At 48.0% G+C, this 18,708-nt stretch carries 16 protein-coding genes and 1 other annotated feature; of the genes, 7 read left to right on the forward strand and 9 right to left on the reverse strand.

The genetic code is table 11. The features are described from left to right. Positions 1-81 precede the first annotated feature (81 nt). Entirely contained in the window at positions 82-570 is a 489-nt protein-coding gene (tpx, locus tag EAT1B_RS03425) for a thiol peroxidase (protein WP_012726736.1), read from the reverse strand. A 150-nt stretch (positions 571-720) separates the two neighbouring features. Here tpx and EAT1B_RS03430 point away from each other — a divergent pair, with 150 nt between their 5' ends. Then, positions 721-1,539 (forward strand): NAD kinase, encoded by an 819-nt coding sequence (locus EAT1B_RS03430; RefSeq protein WP_031423127.1) that lies wholly within the window; start codon positions 721-723, stop codon positions 1,537-1,539. A 49-nt stretch (positions 1,540-1,588) separates the two neighbouring features. Here EAT1B_RS03430 and EAT1B_RS03435 read toward each other — a convergent pair whose 3' ends face one another. Together EAT1B_RS03435 and ezrA are read right to left on the reverse strand one after the other, a co-directional pair. Next, a complete protein-coding gene (locus EAT1B_RS03435; protein WP_012726738.1) occupies positions 1,589-3,160 on the reverse strand; it encodes an amidohydrolase in 1,572 nt (523 codons plus the stop codon). Between the two features lie 74 nt (positions 3,161-3,234). Beyond that, a complete protein-coding gene (ezrA, locus tag EAT1B_RS03440) occupies positions 3,235-4,965 on the reverse strand; it encodes a septation ring formation regulator EzrA (RefSeq protein ID WP_012726739.1) in 1,731 nt (576 codons plus the stop codon). 236 nt (positions 4,966-5,201) lie between these two features. Here ezrA and EAT1B_RS03445 point away from each other — a divergent pair, with 236 nt between their 5' ends. Further along, positions 5,202-5,684 (forward strand): GAF domain-containing protein, encoded by a 483-nt coding sequence (locus tag EAT1B_RS03445; RefSeq protein ID WP_012726740.1) that lies wholly within the window; start codon positions 5,202-5,204, stop codon positions 5,682-5,684. Between the two features lie 223 nt (positions 5,685-5,907). Next, positions 5,908-6,507: a 30S ribosomal protein S4 gene (gene rpsD, locus EAT1B_RS03450; protein WP_012726741.1), complete on the forward strand. Its 600-nt coding sequence runs from the start codon at positions 5,908-5,910 to the stop codon at positions 6,505-6,507. Positions 6,508-6,542: 35 nt separating this feature from the next. On the opposite strand, the gene EAT1B_RS03455 is transcribed toward rpsD, so the two are convergent. Then, entirely contained in the window at positions 6,543-7,169 is a 627-nt protein-coding gene (locus tag EAT1B_RS03455) for a GTP pyrophosphokinase family protein (RefSeq protein WP_012726742.1), read from the reverse strand. A gap of 96 nt (positions 7,170-7,265) precedes the next feature. Further along, positions 7,266-8,513, reverse strand: coding sequence for a tyrosine--tRNA ligase (gene tyrS / locus EAT1B_RS03460; protein ID WP_012726743.1), 1,248 nt, complete (start codon positions 8,511-8,513; stop codon positions 7,266-7,268). 47 nt (positions 8,514-8,560) lie between these two features. Then, positions 8,561-8,758 (reverse strand) — a binding site (T-box leader). 169 nt (positions 8,759-8,927) lie between these two features. Between tyrS and EAT1B_RS03465 the strand changes: the two genes are divergently transcribed. Beyond that, positions 8,928-11,384: a transglycosylase domain-containing protein gene (locus tag EAT1B_RS03465; RefSeq protein WP_012726744.1), complete on the forward strand. Its 2,457-nt coding sequence runs from the start codon at positions 8,928-8,930 to the stop codon at positions 11,382-11,384. Between the two features lie 40 nt (positions 11,385-11,424). Here the strand turns inward: EAT1B_RS03465 and acsA are convergent, their stop codons facing one another. Further along, the gene (acsA, locus tag EAT1B_RS03475) at positions 11,425-13,131 is read right to left on the reverse strand and encodes an acetate--CoA ligase (RefSeq protein ID WP_031423117.1); all 1,707 of its coding nucleotides are present in this window, start codon (positions 13,129-13,131) and stop codon (positions 11,425-11,427) included. A 155-nt stretch (positions 13,132-13,286) separates the two neighbouring features. On the opposite strand from acsA, the gene EAT1B_RS03480 reads away from it, so the two are divergent. Genes EAT1B_RS03480 through EAT1B_RS03490 form a run of 3 tightly spaced genes read left to right on the forward strand, consistent with a single transcriptional unit; the run spans position 13,287 to position 15,726 of the window. Next, the gene (locus EAT1B_RS03480) at positions 13,287-13,916 is read left to right on the forward strand and encodes a GNAT family N-acetyltransferase (protein WP_012726746.1); all 630 of its coding nucleotides are present in this window, start codon (positions 13,287-13,289) and stop codon (positions 13,914-13,916) included. 11 nt (positions 13,917-13,927) lie between these two features. Continuing rightward, positions 13,928-14,560, forward strand: a complete 633-nt coding sequence (locus EAT1B_RS03485) for an acetoin utilization AcuB family protein (RefSeq protein WP_012726747.1) — start codon at positions 13,928-13,930, stop codon at positions 14,558-14,560. Continuing rightward, on the forward strand, positions 14,557-15,726 hold the full coding sequence (locus tag EAT1B_RS03490) for an acetoin utilization protein AcuC (RefSeq protein ID WP_012726748.1): 1,170 nt from the start codon (positions 14,557-14,559) through the stop codon (positions 15,724-15,726). Before EAT1B_RS03485 ends, EAT1B_RS03490 begins: the two co-directional genes overlap by 4 nt. A 52-nt stretch (positions 15,727-15,778) precedes the next feature. Here the strand turns inward: EAT1B_RS03490 and ccpA are convergent, their stop codons facing one another. The 3 genes from ccpA to EAT1B_RS03505 form a co-directional block, all read right to left on the reverse strand. Continuing rightward, positions 15,779-16,792 (reverse strand): catabolite control protein A, encoded by a 1,014-nt coding sequence (gene ccpA / locus EAT1B_RS03495; RefSeq protein ID WP_012726749.1) that lies wholly within the window; start codon positions 16,790-16,792, stop codon positions 15,779-15,781. A gap of 127 nt (positions 16,793-16,919) precedes the next feature. Next, on the reverse strand, positions 16,920-18,011 hold the full coding sequence (locus EAT1B_RS03500) for a bifunctional 3-deoxy-7-phosphoheptulonate synthase/chorismate mutase (RefSeq protein ID WP_012726750.1): 1,092 nt from the start codon (positions 18,009-18,011) through the stop codon (positions 16,920-16,922). A 132-nt stretch (positions 18,012-18,143) separates the two neighbouring features. Then, positions 18,144-18,695, reverse strand: a complete 552-nt coding sequence (locus tag EAT1B_RS03505; RefSeq protein WP_012726751.1) for a YtxH domain-containing protein — start codon at positions 18,693-18,695, stop codon at positions 18,144-18,146. Positions 18,696-18,708 lie beyond the last annotated feature (13 nt).

Genomic DNA, 18,708 nt, shown 5'->3' on the forward strand with positions numbered 1-18,708 from the left:
CCATACAAAACCGGCCCCCATGAGAGGACCGGTCGGTTCACGTACTAGTGTAAGCTATTTTAATCAATTTCGCCAAACGAATCAATTCGCTTGTTCGAACGCCTCAAGTGCCGCTGCGAAATCAACTTCATCTGTCATTTCATCCATATATTGTACATATTGGACGACGCCATTTGAATCGACGACAAATACCGAACGCGCAAGGAGGCGCATTTCTTCAATTAAAACACCGTATGCTTTTGCGAACGAGAGGTCGCGGTGGTCTGAGAGTGTGACCACGTTGTCCAACCCAGATGCAGAACACCAACGACGCTGTGCGAACGGCAAGTCGTTCGATACAGTCAAGACTGTACCACCGAGTGATGAAGCCTTTTCATTGAACTCACGCGTTTGTGCATCACATACGCCTGTATCAATCGAAGGAATGACACTGATCAATTTTTTCCCCGGATAACTCGATAGCGTCACTTCTTCTAATGCAGTCGTCAAAACACGGAAATCAGGAGCTTGATCTCCTACCTTCACTGGATTTCCTTGTAATGTTACGTTGTTCCCTTTAAATGTTGGCATGTACTCATCCCCTTTTATTGTAGTTACTCGTTCATCATATCGATGAACTTAAGCCTTTGACAAACTTCCTGCTTTTGGCTCTGTTTCAGTTTTCCCTATATCGGTAGGAAGAAACACGTTATAATAAAGGGGACACCATTGACAAAGGGGATGACTCAGATGAGAAACAACGTCTATTTGTACCATCGTAACGTCAACGAATTCACAAAAGAAGTGAAGAAACTGAGAGAGATTGGGGAAAAACACGGGTTCAACATCGTGAATCAACCGGAAGACGCGAACATCATCGCTGCAGTAGGCGGGGACGGGGCATTCTTACAAGCGGTTCGCTACACAGGCTTTCGTCAAGACGCCATCTACGTCGGCTTCGGTCGTGGATTGAACGAGTTCTATTGTGATTTCGACATACATAAACTCGATGAAGTCGATCGCCTCTTCTCGGACAACTCGACGCGAATCGAAGAAGGTCTTGAAGTCCGGAAGTATCCACTTCTTTCAGCATCGATCAACGAATCGACACCGCTCCTCTGTTTAAATGAGGCTTCGATTAAATCAAGTATTATCAAATCACTCGCGATCGAGGTCTATATCGACGACCTACATTTCGAAACATTCCGTGGGGACGGAATGGTTGTATCGACACCAACGGGATCGACCGCCTACAACAAATCGCTCAGCGGCGCGGTCGTCGATCCGCTCATCCCATGTATGCAAGTGAGTGAGATCGCTTCGGTCAACAACAACCGTTACCGTACACTTGGCTCATCCTTCATCGTCCACGAATCGCGCAAGTTGTCACTCCGCATCGTCGAAGACGGCAACGACTATCCGATTATCGGGATGGATAACGAGGCGCTCAGCTTGAAGTACACAGACCGAATCGATATCGAACTCTCAGACCAGGTCATCAAGACCGTCAAACTTCGGACCAACTCGTTCTGGCATAAAGTGCAACGTTCATTCTTCTGATGAAGAAAAGGAGTGGCTTCATCCCTTTCGGGTGAAACCACTCCTCTTTTTACATCGTGGCTTTTTCTGCCTCGTACACGGGCTTCCCTTCGACGACAGTCATGACAAGACGGTTGTGTAGGATGTCTTCCCCACTCAATTTAAAGAAATCTTCGTCCCATACTGTGAAGTTGGCATTGTAACTTTGAACCAATAGCCCGTTTCTTCCGTGCGTCCCTGTAGCAACATGAGGCGAATACGTGAAGCTGCGAAGCGCTTCATACATCGATAGACGCTCACTCGGGTTTAGCGTGCTCGACCCGTGAAACGATTGTCGCATCACCGCTCCAAACAATCCTTTTCGGACGTCAACAGATGAGATTGGCGCGTCACTCCCACCTAACACCAACGCCCCCGTATCGAGTAAAGACTTGAATCGATAGACGTCATGCACACGTTCATTGCCTAACCGCTCAAACAGCATGTCCATGTCATCCGATAAAAATACCGGCTGTGCATCAATCAAAACGGGTAATGATTTGATCCGATTGATCAATGTATCATTCAATAAGGAAGCATGGATAATTCGATCTCGTGTCCCTTTTTTGGCAGGGTACTTCTCAAGCAAACCGACAAATTGCTCGACCGCCGCGTCTCCAATCACATGCGCCGCCACATTCATCCCGTATGTTCGCGCTTTTTTCACGAGCGCTTCAAGATGATCTGGTCGATGTACTTCAATCCCTCGCTGGCTCCGATCATCCGCATAAGGTGCAGATAACAGAGCCGTGCGACCACCGAACGAACCGTCGACAAAGAGTTTCATCGCACCGAAGTCAAACCGCTTCCGTCGCGTCATCGCATCTTGCTGAATGACACGGTCCACCACCTGTTCGTGAACGAGGAGGTGTGCTTGAAACGGAAGCTCGTCCAGTACATCTTCATACGCTTGAATCGTCTCGAGCGGATCTCCATGATAAAACAAGTCCTCCGTATGGGCGCCGATGATTCCATGTGCGAATAATGAATCGATCGCCCGGCGAAGGGAAGCGGCATTTTTCTTACGGTTCCCACTCAATTCTTTATACAAGAGGTCTAGCGCGGCATCATATAGGACGCCATTCAATTTCCCCTCTTCATCTCGCCCAAGTTTTCCACCTTCGATCACCGTATGATGGATCAGTCCAAGTCGTTCAAGTCCTTTCGAGTTCACGACGGCCACATGACGACAAACACGCTTCAACACGACAGGACGGTCGTCAATCACTGCATCAATCATCTCGCGTGTCGGCATGTCACCAAGCAGACGGTCATCAAATCCTTCTGCGACGATCCAATCGTCATCCGACCCTCGTTGCTTCATCGTTTCAAGTAATTCTCGAAGATCCGTCGCCTCACTCGCATCGACACGATCGAGCGCTTCGCCGTATCCGACGAGGTGAATGTGTGAATCTGTAAAGGCCGGATACACACTCTTCCCTTCCAAATTCACAATCTCTTCGATGCGACCGGCATATGTACGTCGGAGATGTCCCTCGTCCCCCATCTTCAAGACGCGTCCATGCTCAATAAACATGGCACGTTCCATCTCACCCGGTTTATTCAATGTATAGATATTCCCGTTGACCCATAGTGTACCCATCTGACGATTCCTCCTTGATTGAAAAAAGATTGACGTCTACGTTTTTCCCGTTTCCGTCAATCTTCATGCATCGTTTATTTTTTTAGCAATTCCTGCTGTTCCAACCCTTTATCCACTCGTTGACGAATTTCATTGGCTCCGTTCTCATCGAATCGACCGAGCACCCGCTCACCGATCTCGACCGCAGTACCATACTCTCCATGCAAAAACTTGTTTTCTGCAAGCGTCAAGGCGATATGAACCTCGTTGTCACGGCGTCGGAAACGGTTAGCATATTGTAGCAACTGTTCCGCATACGTCACTTGACGAATCAGTGCATGGACACGGTCACGGAAGTTGTCCATCATCTCTTCGACATCATGGCTAAGCCCGACGATATACGTCATGTTGAACGGTGCTTTGTCAAACTGTTCGTCTAACGATTGGACACCTTTTTGGAGCTGACGTAAGTCGTTCGACAGATCATTCGGAACAACCGGCATCGCACTTTTCGCTAACAGGCGACGATGCCCAGACAGTTCTTTCTTCCACGTTTCTAACTTGTGACGGACCTCAAGCTCTTCTTTACGTAATGAATTCGTATCTTCAATGAAACGCTCATGCATGGCGCTGAATTGGTCAAGTGACCGTTTCGCTTCCTGCACTTTTGATTTGATCATACTGAACGGTAACATTTGCGCGACGAGAGCTTGTTCGATATCAAGTACATTCGCCGTGAGCGTCGCCCGTTCACGTTCTAATTGTTCGAACTCTTCTCCGACGCGTGCATTGATCTCATAATTGCTTACAAGTCGAGACATTTCCGTCTGTAAGTGATTCATGATTTCGCTAGATTGCAATTCGCGCTCTTGTATCGTCGCAAATTCTTTTTTCACGTATTGGCGGGCATCAACCTCTGTTCGGAACGCTTCGAATAATTGGTCGATATCCGAACTCAGCTGTTGCATGTCCTCTTCGAAATGATCAAATTCCAAGCGTTCAATTCGAACCATCAGCTCTTCTCGACGATTTTCCGCTTGATCGATTTCTTCCATTAATCCTAGTGGTTCAAGTGCATATCCGTCCATTTGCATTTCCTTATGTCCAGCCCGGAGTTGTTGAAGCTGCTGTTTCAACTCCACTTGAACCGTTCGTACGAATTGCGGAATGACCCGAATCAGTTCACGGATGTGACCTACTTGATTCGATAAGGCTTGTCCGGTTTCAAACGCCTCGGAAACTTGACCGACCTGCTTTAAGTTGATCATCTCACTGCGTTTCGCCTCGGCAGCGGCAATCTCTTGTTCCACCAATGCATAGGTTGGACCGAACGCGTGGTTTTGTGAGTTCAACGTCTTGCGGAACTGATACAACTCTTTTTCATCCTGCTTCACGATGTCCATAAGCGAGGTGTGATGTGTCGTAAATTCATCCATCTCATCGAGCATGGCGTGTACCATCGTCTCGAGTTCTTCAATGAGTTGTTCAGTCGCATTCAAGTCAGCTTTGACTTTCATGAAACGATATTTGTCCAAGTCTTCCTCAGCCCGGTACAGCGCTTCATCGATTTGACCTGCATGTACACTTACTAACTCATCCCAAGATTGATGCCAACGATCAAACTTTTCTTTCGTTTCCCCTTCCATCGGCCACTGTTTGAATTTCTGGAGTTCGACGGGTATGCTCGCACTGAGCACACTTTGTTTCCTCATATCCAAGTCGTCAATTTTTTGGTAAAAATTCCTTCGAATGAGCATACTCCCCAACATGCCGCCTAATACGACGACGATGATTCCAATGATTAATCCATAAATTCCGTAATCCATCTTTGTCACAACCTCCAAGCCGCTTTCGTGGACTTATGTACCTTTATATAAAAAAGAAGTATTTTATAAGAATAGATATACCTAATCATATTATAGAACCAACGATTTGCATAGGTTTTCCAATGGTTTCAGTGGAGATTGTTCATTTTTTCGGAACTTTCTAACAAGACAAATCTGAAATTTGCGTGTACCATAATGCTAAATTCTAAAAACATGAAAGATGGAGGGGGATTCATATGTTCCAAACGACATCGTACTCAGGTGATTTGACAGCCGGTTACGAACTATTAAACAAGCAACTCGCCGCATTATTAGAGGGCGAAACGAATACAGTGGCCAACCTTGCCAACGCTAGCGCTTTACTCAACCAATTTTTAGATCGGATCAACTGGGTCGGATTCTACGTGACTGATTCTGAAGACAGTCTAATCCTAGGACCATTCCAGGGACTCCCTGCTTGCGTTCACATCGCGTTCGGTAAAGGGGTTTGCGGAACTGCGGCAGCTACACAAGAAACACAGCTCGTGGCCGACGTTCATCAATTCCCTGGTCATATCGCATGTGATGCGGCTTCGAATTCTGAAATCGTCGTCCCTCTCGTACGTGACGGGAAAACAATCGGCGTGCTCGATATCGATAGCCCGGAGTTCGACCGTTTCTCAGAAATCGACCGTCAAGGACTCGAACGTTTTTGCGAAACACTTCTTCGCTATATTTGATTGACAAGAGATGGTATTCATCGTATACTCATCTTTGTGCATGAAATGACGATAGCAGTCACAGACAAACGTATCCACCTTTCGGGCCTCGACTTTTGTCGGAGGGGCATCTCGTAGCTTCGCTATCAAGTGAAGGTGCTTGCACCTAGAAAGGGGCGTTACTCGTCTTTGACACCGTTGTTCTTTTGTGCAAAATACATGAACAACAAGGAGGAGTCCAATCATGGCTCGTTACACAGGTCCAGCTTGGAAACTCTCGCGTCGCTTAGGCATCTCGCTTAGCGAAACGGGTAAAGAATTAGCAAAACGTCCTTACGCACCAGGTCAACACGGAAATGGTCGTAAGAAAATCTCAGAATACGATCTTCAGCTTCAAGCGAAGCAAGCACTTCGTCACATGTACGGAGTGAACGAGAAGCAATTCCGCCGCATCTTCAACGATGCTGGTAAAATGCCAGGCATCCACGGTGAGAACTTCATGTTCTTGCTCGAATCACGCCTTGACAACCTCGTTTACCGTTTCGGCCTCGCTCGCACACGTCGTGGAGCACGCCAACTCGTCAACCACGGTCACATCACTGTTGATGGATCACGCGTTGACATCGCGTCTTACCGCGTAAAACCAGGTCAAGTCATCGCAGTTCGTGAAAAGTCGAAAAACGTAAAAGCAATCGCTGAAGCACTTGAAGTAGCACCAGCTACAAAAGACTTCGTATCGTTTGACGCTGAGAAACTCGAAGGTACATTCGTACGTCTCCCAGAACGCGCTGAACTTAACGACCAAATCAAAGAGCAACTCATCGTCGAGTACTACTCACGTTAATGCTTTTAATCCCCTTCTTCGCGAAGGGGATTTTTTTATTTCTTCAAAATCTCTTGTCGGATACGCCCCATTTGCGTATCGAGGGCATCCGCCATGAGTGCCGCCTCTATTAATTCTTCCTTAGATGACTCGGGTACGTCATGCTGATATTTATATTGAAGCTTATGTTCCGTCGCCGCCCAAAAATCCATAGCAAGTGTACGAATCTGAATCTCGGCCGGCACCCAGATGATTCGTTCGGCCAAATAGACTTTTGTTTTCACGATGAGATGTAAGCTCCGATATCCGCTCGGTTTTGGGTATTTAATGTAATCTTTTATTTCGATGATATCTAAATCATCTCGCGCCTCCAAATGACGCAAAATCTCATATATGTCATCACGGAAGCTCGTGACAATCCGAATGCCCGCCACATCGTGCACATGCTCCCAAAGTGCCGAAACCTCTAAAGGTAAGTCTTTCCGTTTCATCTTACGCACGATAGACGGCAATGTCTTCATTCTCGTCTTCACATGTTCAATCGGTGAATACCCGAGTCTCGTCTGCCAATCCAAGTCAATGATCCCGAGATCGCTCTCGAGTTCCGTGATCGCCATTTCATAATAACGAAAGTGTTCGCGCCATTGATGAAACTGGTCGCCGAAAAATTCTTCTATCTCCATCGTCATCCCTCCTTTCTCCCCATTTTAGCAAATCCGAACCGCACGTCATGTATAAAAAAAGTCCATTCCTCAACAAATGAGGAACGGACAGGATGTTCATACGTGACGAATCACGAAATATTTTTTCTTACCGCGGCGAATGATGGTGAATTCACCGAGCGTGTCTTCGCGAGTGACGACTTTATCAAGTGCTTGTTCGCGTTCGCCGTTCAAGTAAATCGCGCCGTTCGTCACGTCTTCACGTGCTTGACGTTTCGATGGTGAGATGTTCGCCTCGACGAGGAGGTCTACGATGTTGCGCTCACCGTCAAGCTCGAACTGCGGCATTCCTTTGAACGCATCTTCCATGTCTTCCGGTTGAAGCGACGTCAAATCTCCGCTAAAGAACGCTTTCGTGATGCGTTCCGCTTGTTCAAGTCCTGCTTCACCATGGACGAGCTTTGTCATTTCTTCGGCGAGTCGGCGCTGCGCCACACGTTTCTCAGGTGCTTCCGTCACTTCAGTCGCAAGTGCTTCAATCTCTTCGTGCGACATGAACGTGAAGTATTTGATGAACTTGATGACATCCGCATCGTCGACGTTGATCCAGAACTGGAAGAACTCGTATGGTGACGTCTTATCTGCGTCTAACCAAACCGCACCGCCCGCTGTCTTCCCGAACTTCTGTCCGTCCGACTTTGTGACGAGCGGAACCGTAAGTCCGAACGCTTTTTCTGAATGACCGAAGCGACGAATCAATTCAAGACCTGCCGTGATGTTCCCCCATTGGTCACTTCCACCGACTTGAAGACGACATTTCTCTGTCTCGTATAGTTTCAAGAAGTCGTAAGATTGAAGTAACATGTATGAGAATTCTGTGTACGAGATCCCATTCTCCATGCGTGAATCGACAGAATCTTTCGCAAGCATGTAGCTGATTGGGAAGTGCTTCCCGATGTCGCGAAGGAAGTCGATGATCGACATCTCTTCCGTCCATTCGTAGTTGTTGCGAATCGTGATCGGGTTCTCCCCTTCAAGTGGAAGGAATCGGCTCAACTGATCTTTGATTCGATCGGAGAAGAGCTTGACCGTATCCAACGTGTTCAATGAACGTTCATCCGAACGACCAGATGGGTCTCCGATCATCCCTGTCGCCCCACCGACGAGCGCGATGACCTGATGCCCTGCTTGTTGAAAACGTTTTAGCGTCAAAATCGGGAGCAAGTGCCCGATATGAAGCGAGTCCGCTGTCGGGTCAAATCCCGTGTATAACGTCGTCGGTTGTTTAAGTTGTTCTTTCAATCCTTCTTCATCTGTCATTTGGTTGACAAGCCCTCGAAACTCTAAGTCTTTTAATAGTTCCATCTGTTCCACTCCTTCAATTGACATAAAAAAACGTCCCTTCTCATATGAGAAGGGACGGAGATTCCGCGGTACCACCCTACTTGTCGCAATTTGCGACCGCTTGAGCGAGAGATAACGGTCTCGAACCGGCCCAAAGGCACGCTCTAAAAGTGTAATTCATCGATTGACATTGGCTAGTTCACAGCAACCACTAGCTTTCTGGACAAGAGGCCCGTCGACTACTTCGCTTTCTTCACAGCGTCATCTTATTGTTGACTATGCTATTCATTTTATAAGCATCGTTTTCAACTTGTCAACTCTTACAATGAAACTTGCATGAGACTTCGGTTTCAAGGTAAGGTGTAGGTTGAATTGTGCTATAATCGAATATATTACTGTCTAAAATAGTTTTACACCATATTTAAGGAGGCTGTCATGCTGCAGAAGATTCGAGACTTATGGAATAATCCGACGTCATTGAAAGTACGTCGTTATGCCAATGTTATGTATGATGTGTCGTGGAACGTCCTACTCCTGACCATCATTTCTGTTGTACTCATCGGGTTTTTAGGTGCTGGAATTGGTGTCGGATATTTCGCTTCACTTGTCAAAGATATGCCAACCCCGGCTTATAAAACGATGACTGCGCAAATCAATACGTATACATCGACTTCCAATATTTACTTCGGAAGCGGGGAGCGCATCGGGAACTATACGACCGATGAGGTACGAATCCCGATTCCGGTAGAGAAAGTTTCTCCGTATGTCGTCGATGCACTCCTCGCGACGGAAGATGTCGAATTCTATGAGCACGATGGCGTCGTTCCGAAAGCGACGTTACGCGCTATTTTACAAGAAGCAACAGGTTCTGAAGATCGCACGGGTGGTTCAACATTGACGCAACAATTGATTAAAAACCAAATGTTGACGAACGAAGTATCATTCGAACGGAAAGCAAAAGAAATTTTACTTGCCCTTCGTCTAGAGAAGGCGATGGACAAAGATGAAATTTTAAACGCTTATCTGAACGTCGTCTCGTTCGGACGTAACTCGATGGGACGTAACATTTCAGGGATTGAGGCCGCCGCTCGCGGTGTGTTCAATACTTCGGCAGAAAAATTGACACTTCCACAAGCCGCTTTCCTTGCTGGTATCCCAAAAAACCCATTCTTCTACACACCTTATTATCAAGGTGGCGTCATCAAAGAGGATGTATCGGGTGCGGTCAACCGTATGAAGACGGTATTGAACCGCATGTACGTTGCAGGGAAAATCACGAAAGAAGAATATGATGCCGCCTATAACTACGACATCACGCAAGACTTCATGCAGACTCAGACGAAGCCTCGCGATAAATATCCGTACGTGGTAGATGAAGCAGAACTTCAAGCACGCCAAATCGTGACGGATTATCTATTGGAGCAAGATGGGATTGAAATCAATGAATTGAGCTCTGAGGAACAGGACTCTGTCCGTTCGACTTATGCGAAGCGTGCACATAACATGTTGCGTCAAGGTGGGTTCAACATCCGTTTGACATTGGATAAAGAGATTCACGAAGCGATGCAACAACCGGCTAAAAACGCTGGGAACTTCGGACCGAATCAAACGATTGAAGATGAGAACCGGACACTTCCTGAACAAACGTCTTCTGTCATGATTGAGAATAAGACAGGGAAAGTACTCGGATTCGTCGGGGGCCGCTATATCAACGGTAAGACCGACGATTTGAACCGCGCCTTCTGGGCAGAACGTCAAATCGGGTCGACTGCAAAACCGATTCTTGTCTATTCAAATGCGATTGAAGCTGGCATGATTACGCCTGCCACTCAAATCATCGACGAAGAGTATTTCTATAAGTTCACGGGTCCGGGACAACCTAAGAAACAGGTTCAAAACGAAGGGAAAACGTATCGTGGCGCTGTCACAGTGCGCGACGCGCTCAAGCTTTCCTTGAACGTTCCGGCCGTTAAGATTTATGAAGAACGCAACCAAAAACCTGCCGATACGCAGAAATTAGTCGATATGGGAATCCCCGTATCTGAAGGAAACCGTTACGCCTCAGCGATGGCACTTGGTACCGGGGAAGTCAAACCAATCGACTTGGCTGCCTCTTATGCGATGTTAGCGAACTATGGTGAACACGTGGAACCGTACTTCATCCAAGAAATCGAATATCAAGGTGAAGTCATTTACGAGGCGAAACCGAAGAAAACGCGTATTTTCACAGAACGTACCTCTTATCTCGTAGTGGATATGCTCCGTGACGTCTACACGTCAGGTACTGCGACATATGCACAGTCATTGCTCAACGTCCCTGGCGATTGGATGGGTAAAACCGGTACAACGAACGATCAACGCGATTCGTACTTGGTCGGGTCGAACCCGAACGTCACACTCGCCGTCTGGTCCGGTTATGATTCACAACGACTTTCCATGCTAGATAGCTGGGATTATGGTCGTTACTATCAACGGACTCAGCGCATCTGGTCGCAAACGATGAACCGTGTCTATGCGGATGACCCAGAAGCTCTAGGTGTCAGCGCCCGCTTCTCACAACCTTCAAGCGTCACTTCGAAAGACTTCCAAGACTCAGGTTCATTCTCTGAGAAGAAGAAAGTAGAAGAGAAAGAAAAAGAAGAGGAAGAGAAGAAGAAAGAAGAAGAGGCCAAGAAAGAGGCCGAAGAAGCAAAGAAAGAAGCTGAAGAGAAGAAACAAGAAGCCGCTGCCGATGCTGCAGCTAAGAAGAAAGCCGAAGAAGAAGCAAAACAAAAAGCAGATGCCGAGGCAAAGAAAAAAGCTGAGGAAGAAGCGAAGAAGAAAGCTGAAGAAGAGGCTAAACAAGAAGCCGAACAACAGGCTGAAGAAGATGCTGATGCTGACGGTGAATAAACAAAGGGTCGACACACGATGTGTCGACCCTTTGTTTGTCTTAATCTTCCATCGTCGAGAGGTCACCTGTTTCGAGATTCAATTCCCAAGCCTTCAAGACACGACGCATGATTTTCCCGCTTCGCGTTTTCGGCAACTTGTCCTTGAATTCGATTTCACGTGGTGCCGCATGCGCAGCCAATCCTTCTTTGACGAATTGTTGGATTTCTTGTTTTAACTCATCAGACGGTTCATAGCCTTTACGTAGCGCAATGAACGCTTTGATGATTTCTCCTCGAACCGGGTCCGGTTTGCCGATGACACCTGCTTCAGCGACCGCCGGGTGCTCTACGAGGCGACTTTCGACTTCAAACGGTCCGACACGTTCTCCTGCCGTCATGATGACGTCGTCGACACGTCCTTGGAACCAGAAGTATCCGTCTTCATCCATGTAAGCCGAGTCGCCCGATACATACCAATCTCCCCAGAAGTAACTCTCATACTTCGCATCGTTCTTCCAGATTTTCCGCATCATCGACGGCCATGGCGTCTTGAGTGCCAAGTTCCCCATCCGGTGCGGCGGTAGCGGCTGACCCCGGTCGTCCAAGATGGCTGCCTCGCAACCTGGGATCGGTTTCCCCATCGATCCAGGTTTGATGTCCATCGTCGGATAGTTACAAATCATCATGGCGCCTGTCTCTGTCATCCACCACGTGTCGTGGATTCGGAGGTCAAACGCCTCGTGCCCCCAGCGAATGACTTCAGGGTTCAACGGTTCACCGACGGATAAAATATGACGAAGTGAAGACAAATCATATTTCTCAAACGCTTCGTCCCCTGCGCCCATGAGCATGCGGAACGCCGTCGGAGCACTGTACCAGACCGTCACGCCAAACCGTTCAATGACTGAATACCAGAATTCGGGATTGAAGCGTCCCCCCACGATGACGTTCGTCGCACCGTTTAAGAAGGGTGCAAAAATACCATAGCTCGTCCCCGTCACCCATCCCGGGTCAGCGGTGCACCAGTAAATATCATCCGGTTGAAGGTCGAGTACCCACTTGCCGGTCATCATATGTTGAATCATCGCATTATGGACGTGGAGAACCCCTTTTGGTTTTCCTGTTGAGCCCGATGTATAGTGCAAAATCAGACCGTCTTCACGGTCGACCCACGTCAATTCGAGATCTGTCGTCGCATCGTTCGCCAGTTTACGATAATCGAGCACCTTGTCCGATTCCTCGACTTCGTCCCCAACGAGTAGAATTGTCTCCAAATGAGGTAACTGATCGACCGGGATGCGTGGCAACAACTCTTTCGTCGTCACGATCACTTTCGCTTCCGAGTCGAGCAAACGGTCGTGGACCGCCTGTTCCATGAACGCCTCAAAGAGTGGACCGACAATCGCCCCTCGTTTGATGGCACCGAGCAAAATAAAATAAAGTTCTGGCTGACGTGGCATAAAGATAAAGACGCGGTCGCCTTTTTCCACACCAATCGACTTCAGAACATTACCAGAACGATTACTTTCTTTCTTCATATCCGCATACGTGTACCGCTCTTCTCGATCCCCATCGAAATAAAGCAGTGCCACTTTTGTCGCCAATTCACTTTCCGCATGGCGGTCGATGGCTTCATATGCCAAATTGACTTTCCCCGTCAAATTCCAAGAAAACAATGCTTCTGCTTGTGTCCACTCAAACGACTGACAAGCCTCTTCATACGACGCTAATTGATGCTCCCCTGTTAACGCTTTCAATTTTTCCATCGTCAAAGATTCGCCTCCCCTGTAAAGATTGATATAACCACTTTCAGTATAGTGTTAAAATTATGACAAATCAATGAATTTCCAATTTCATCAAAAGCGGATGATTCCTCCACAATGAAAGCGCTATAATAAGAGATGGAAAAGGTGGTGACCCTATGGAAAAACAATATCATTCAAAAGTGTGGCAGACCTCACAGGGGGAAGTCACGATTGATGGGCCGGTGGTACCTGACGTGTTACGGACGTATCATCTTGATGAAGGATTGACGGCATTTCGTGAACCGGAAGATCAGCACGAAGCACTCGTCGATATTGCTGGGTTGAAAGAAGGAAGAATCATCGTCGCCAGGCAAGACGACCTCGTGATTGGATACGTGACATTCCTCTATCCTGACCCGTATGAACGTTGGAGTGAAGGGAATGACCCATACATCCTTGAACTTGGGGCAATCGAGGTAAGTCCGCGCTTCCGTGGTCAGCGAATCGGGAAACAATTACTCGAAATATCGATGATGGACCCTCACATGGATGATTTCTTAATTTTAACGACGGAGTACTATTGGCACTGGGATTTGAAAGGCAGTGGACTCTCCATTTGGGATTATCGAAAAGTCATGGAAAAGATGATGAATCATGGCGGACTCGTTTTCTTCCCGACGGACGATCCTGAGATCGCCTCACATCCCGCAAACTGTTTGATGGCTCGTATCGGAAAAAATGTACGCCAAGAGACGATTGATCATTTTGACTCGCTTCGGCTTCGCCGACGATTCATGTACGACTAAGGAGGGATTTCATGTTAATCGAACAGATGATGAATCGACATGTGGTGACGATTCAACCGACCAATACGATTGCTCATGCTGCTAAACTGATGCGCGAGCATCGTGTCCGACATTTGATTGTGACGAATCCTGCCCGACAAGTCGTTGGGATTGTCGGACAATTCGAGATGAGTGGGGCGACGAGCGTCTTTCATCCCGAAAGTGAAAACGCAGACTTTCAAAACCCTGTATCGAGTATCATGCGATCCGAGGTACCGACAGCGCATCCTTTCGACTTCTTTGAAGATGCCGCTGCCTTGTTTTACGAAAACCGGCTAACTTGTCTCCCGATCGTCGAACAAGGGAAACTCGTCGGTGTATTGACAGAGACAGATTTATTACGTTACTTCGTCCAATTGACCGGCGCCCTCGAACCGAGTTCGCAAATCGAGATCCTCGTCGAAAATACGACCGGTACACTCGAAAAAGTGACCCGCCTCCTCGCCAAAACAAACGTTAATATCATCAACGTCTTCGTTCATCCGACGAGCGATCCGTATAAACGTATCATCTCCTTCCGCGTCCAGACGATGAACCCGCTCCGAATCATCGAACGGTTGAAACGTGAAGGCTATGATGTCCTCGGTCCGGAGATGTCGCGATGAGACCGATTTACATATTTGGCGAAGACGAGACGTCTTATCGCTTCCATGAGGATCATCCGTTCAATCCCTTACGACTGGAATTGACGACATCGCTATTGATCGCAGCCGGAAAACTGTCCAAATCGGAATGTGTGTCTCCTCCACTCGCTTCGGTTGAAGCGTTAGCGCTCGTTCACGATCTCGATTACATCGAAGCCGTCCAAGCTGCGGCGGCAGGAGAACTTTCTACGCTGAAAGCGAATAAGTTTGGTCTCGGTACGGAAGATACACCTATCTTTCCGACGATACATGAGGGGGCCGCTCGGCTTGTCGGCGGGACGATTCACGCGCTCGACCTCGTCGCAAGCGGGAAAGCAGAACGCGCCTTCCATGTCGGGGGCGGCTTACACCATGGTATGCGGCGCAAAGCATCAGGGTTTTGCGTCTATAACGATGCAGCTGTCGCCATCGCACATGTGCGAAAACAATACGGGTCACGCGTTCTCTATGTCGATACGGATGCGCATCATGGGGACGGCGTCCAATGGCTCTTCTATGACGATGATGACGTGATGACACTGTCGATTCATGAGACGGGACGTTATCTCTTCCCGGGTACCGGAATGGTGACAGAACGAGGCAATGGGAAAGGATACGGCTACAGTTGGAACGTACCGGTCGATGCGTTCACCCAAGATGACTCTTTTTTGACGTGCTATGAGACCGTCTTACGTGAAGCGTGCGAATGGTTCAAACCTGATATCATCCTGACCCAGAACGGTGCAGATGCCCATGTCTTTGATCCACTCACCCATCTGGCATCAACGATACGGACGTTCGAACAAATCCCGCAGATTGCCTCACGCCTGGCCGATGAATATACAGACGGCCGTCTCGTCGCCCTTGGTGGCGGCGGGTATGACTGGTATCGTGCCGTGCCACGCGCATGGGCTCAAGTGTGGGCTGGATTGACGAGAGAAGCACCCTATTCTGGAGATATTCCGCGCGAGTGGATTGAGCAATGGTCTGGTGTCGCTGGTCAACCGTTACCCACTCGCTGGGACGACTCGCTTTATGCGTTTGATCATATCCCGCGCCGTCAACAAATCGAAGAAAAGAATTGGGAAGTCACGAAACGAGCCTTTTGGCCGTTCATATCAAATGACCGAAAGTCAATTTACCTATAAAAATAAGCCTCCCCTTTCCCTCACATGATGTGGCGGATGGGGAGGCTTTTGATTAATCTTGGCGAAGCGAGTCACGACGCTCGATTCGGTGAGGAAGTACGACGTTTTTCTCTTCGATTTCTTCTGCGTTCAAAATCTTAGTCAAGAGACGCATGGCGACGGCTCCGATATCGTACATCGGTTGAACGACCGTCGTCAACTTCGGACGAATCATCGTCGCGAGACGCGTGTTATCGTGACCGACGACTTCAAAGTCGTTTGGAACCGAGTAGCCTGCATCTTGGATCGCGTGGATGACACCGAGTGCCATCTCGTCCGTCCCTGCGAAGATGGCTTTCGGACAATCGTCACGTTGCAACATCTTTTGCATCGCCTCGAGACCAGACGCATACGTATAATTACCGAGAATCATATCGTTTTCATGGAATGGAAGACCTGCATCTTCAAGGGCACGGCGGTAACCGGCAAATTTCTTCTCGCCATTGATCTGTTGCTCGAGCGGTCCAGTGATGAATCCGACGCGATCATGCCCATGGTTGATCAACATGTGTGTCGCATCATATGCAGCCTGCTCATAATCAATGTTGACGGCAGGAAGATCATATCCTTGGTTCAACGTCGCTGCGAGCACGATTGGAACCGGTGATTTTTTGAACTCTTCGACGAGGTCTTCATGCAAACGTCCACCCATGAAGATGATGCCGTCCACTTGTTTCCCTAACAACGTATTGAGTAAATGCACTTCCTTGTCACGACTCGAATCCGAGTTACCAAGGATGATGTTGTATTTGTACATCGTCGCCACGTCTTCAATGCCTCGTGCTAAATCAGCAAAGAAGATGTTCGAGATATCCGGTACGATGACACCAACCGTTGTCGTTTTTTTACTCGCAAGTCCACGCGCGACGGCGTTCGGACGATAACCAAGACGGTCAATCGCGTCTTGTACTTTCTTGCGCGTCGTTGGTTTGACGTTCGGGTTTCCGTTGACGACACGAGAAACGGTTGCCATCGACACCCCGGCTTCTCGTGCGACATCGTAAATCGTTACGTTATTACTATTCATAAACTACTCCTCCTACAAGTCCTGATTTTCAAAAAGTTTTCATAAAACGTCTTAAAAAAGGAAGACAGGTATCTGTCATCCATTTACCCTGTCTTCATGCGATATAAAACGTTTCCATTTGGAAAGCTTACTTTTTCACCAAATCAAGTTGGGGAAACTGGACGGTGAGTCCTTCCACAAATTGATCGAATTGATCGAAGTCCAATTGTTGTTGCGCGTCCGAGAGGGCAATCGCCGGATTCGGGTGCACTTCTACCATCACACCGTCAGCTCCGATGGCAAGGGCCGCTTTTGCAGCTGGCAACAACAAGTCACGACGACCCGTCGAATGTGTGACGTCTACCATGACAGGTAGATGCGTCTCTTGCTTCAAAATCGGCACAGCCGTGATGTCCAACGTATTGCGTGTTGCACGTTCATACGTTCGAATTCCCCGCTCGCACAAGATGACTTGGCTGTTCCCGCTCGCCATAATGTACTCTGCCGCATAAATGAACTCTTCGATTGTAGCGGATAATCCGCGCTTCAACAAGACCGGTTTGTCTGTCTTCCCGACTTCTTTTAACAAATCAAAGTTCTGCATGTTGCGAGCTCCGACCTGAATGATATCGACATATGGTAACGCCGATTCCACTGCGCCGGGAGTCATGATTTCCGTGATGACTCGTAGGTCGTGTCGGTCAGCTGCTGTCTTCAACAGTTTCAATCCTTCAAAACCTAAGCCTTGGAAATCGTAAGGAGACGTACGCGGTTTATAAGCACCACCTCGCATCACTTTAACTCCTGATAATGCAAGTTTTTCTGCGACCGCATTCACTTGTTCGAACGATTCCACGGCACACGGTCCTGCAATCAATTGTGGACGCCCGTTTCCGATCGTCACGTCCTTCACGTGGACCAACGTGTCTTCCGGTTGACGCTTCCGCGAAACGAGAAGCGTTTTATCACGGTCTTCCCCTTGTAATTCAGCAGACGCTTTAAAGACTTCTTTAAAGATATGTTGAAGACGTGACGTTTCAAACGGTCCTTGATTTGAAGCGGCGATAAAATCGAGCATCTCGCGCTCGCGGACCGGATCATAACGTTCGACGCCTTGAAGACGTTTGATTTTTCCAATTTCGACGGCAAGTGTACCGCGCCGACTTAGCAAGTCGAGCATTTCATGGTTCAATTCATCCATTTCTCGACGTAATCGATTCAATTGATCTTGTGGACTCATAGTTTCCCTCACATTCTTAAGCCGTTCTTTCCAGATTCCTAATTATATCGAACTTTGTGCGCTTTGTCATAAGGAAACCTTCTACGTCACAAAATCACCAAAAAAGGACCGAATGCATTCGGCCCTTACATGTCATTCATCTTTTTTAAGGTCTTTCTTCAAATCATTGAGTCCTTCTTTCGATTCCTCATCGAGCAACTCATTGACAGGTGCTTCGAGCGAATCGTTTGATTCAGAATCCGACGCGTTCGACGGATTTGCCTCTTCTTCAGCCGCACGGTCCATCTGTTCTTTCACTTCAGATTCCGCTTCTGCGACGAGCTGATCCGCTTTCTCCATCGCCTCTTCAATCGAAAGGTCGTCCTCATCGATCTGTTGCTTTAATTCTGCAGCTTCCCGTGCCTTATCTTTTACGATATTGAGGACAGGTGCCGCCTTATCGCTCGCCACTTTAATCCATTCCCCAACGACCGGTTCTGCTTTTTCACGCATCTCTTTCGATTTGACAGTCAGACGTTCTCGCGATGTCGATGTCTTCTCGTCAAGGTACGTCCGAACTTCACGTCCATTTTTCGGTGATGTCAATAGCGCAACCGCCGCCCCAACGATCCCTCCGAGAATGACACCCGTCAAAAATCCGCTACTTGATTGATTCTGTTCTGTTGATTGCTTTTGGTCTGTCATGTGTGAGTTCCTC

The organism is Exiguobacterium sp. AT1b (assembly GCF_000023045.1).
Taxonomy (GTDB): domain Bacteria; phylum Bacillota; class Bacilli; order Exiguobacteriales; family Exiguobacteriaceae; genus Exiguobacterium.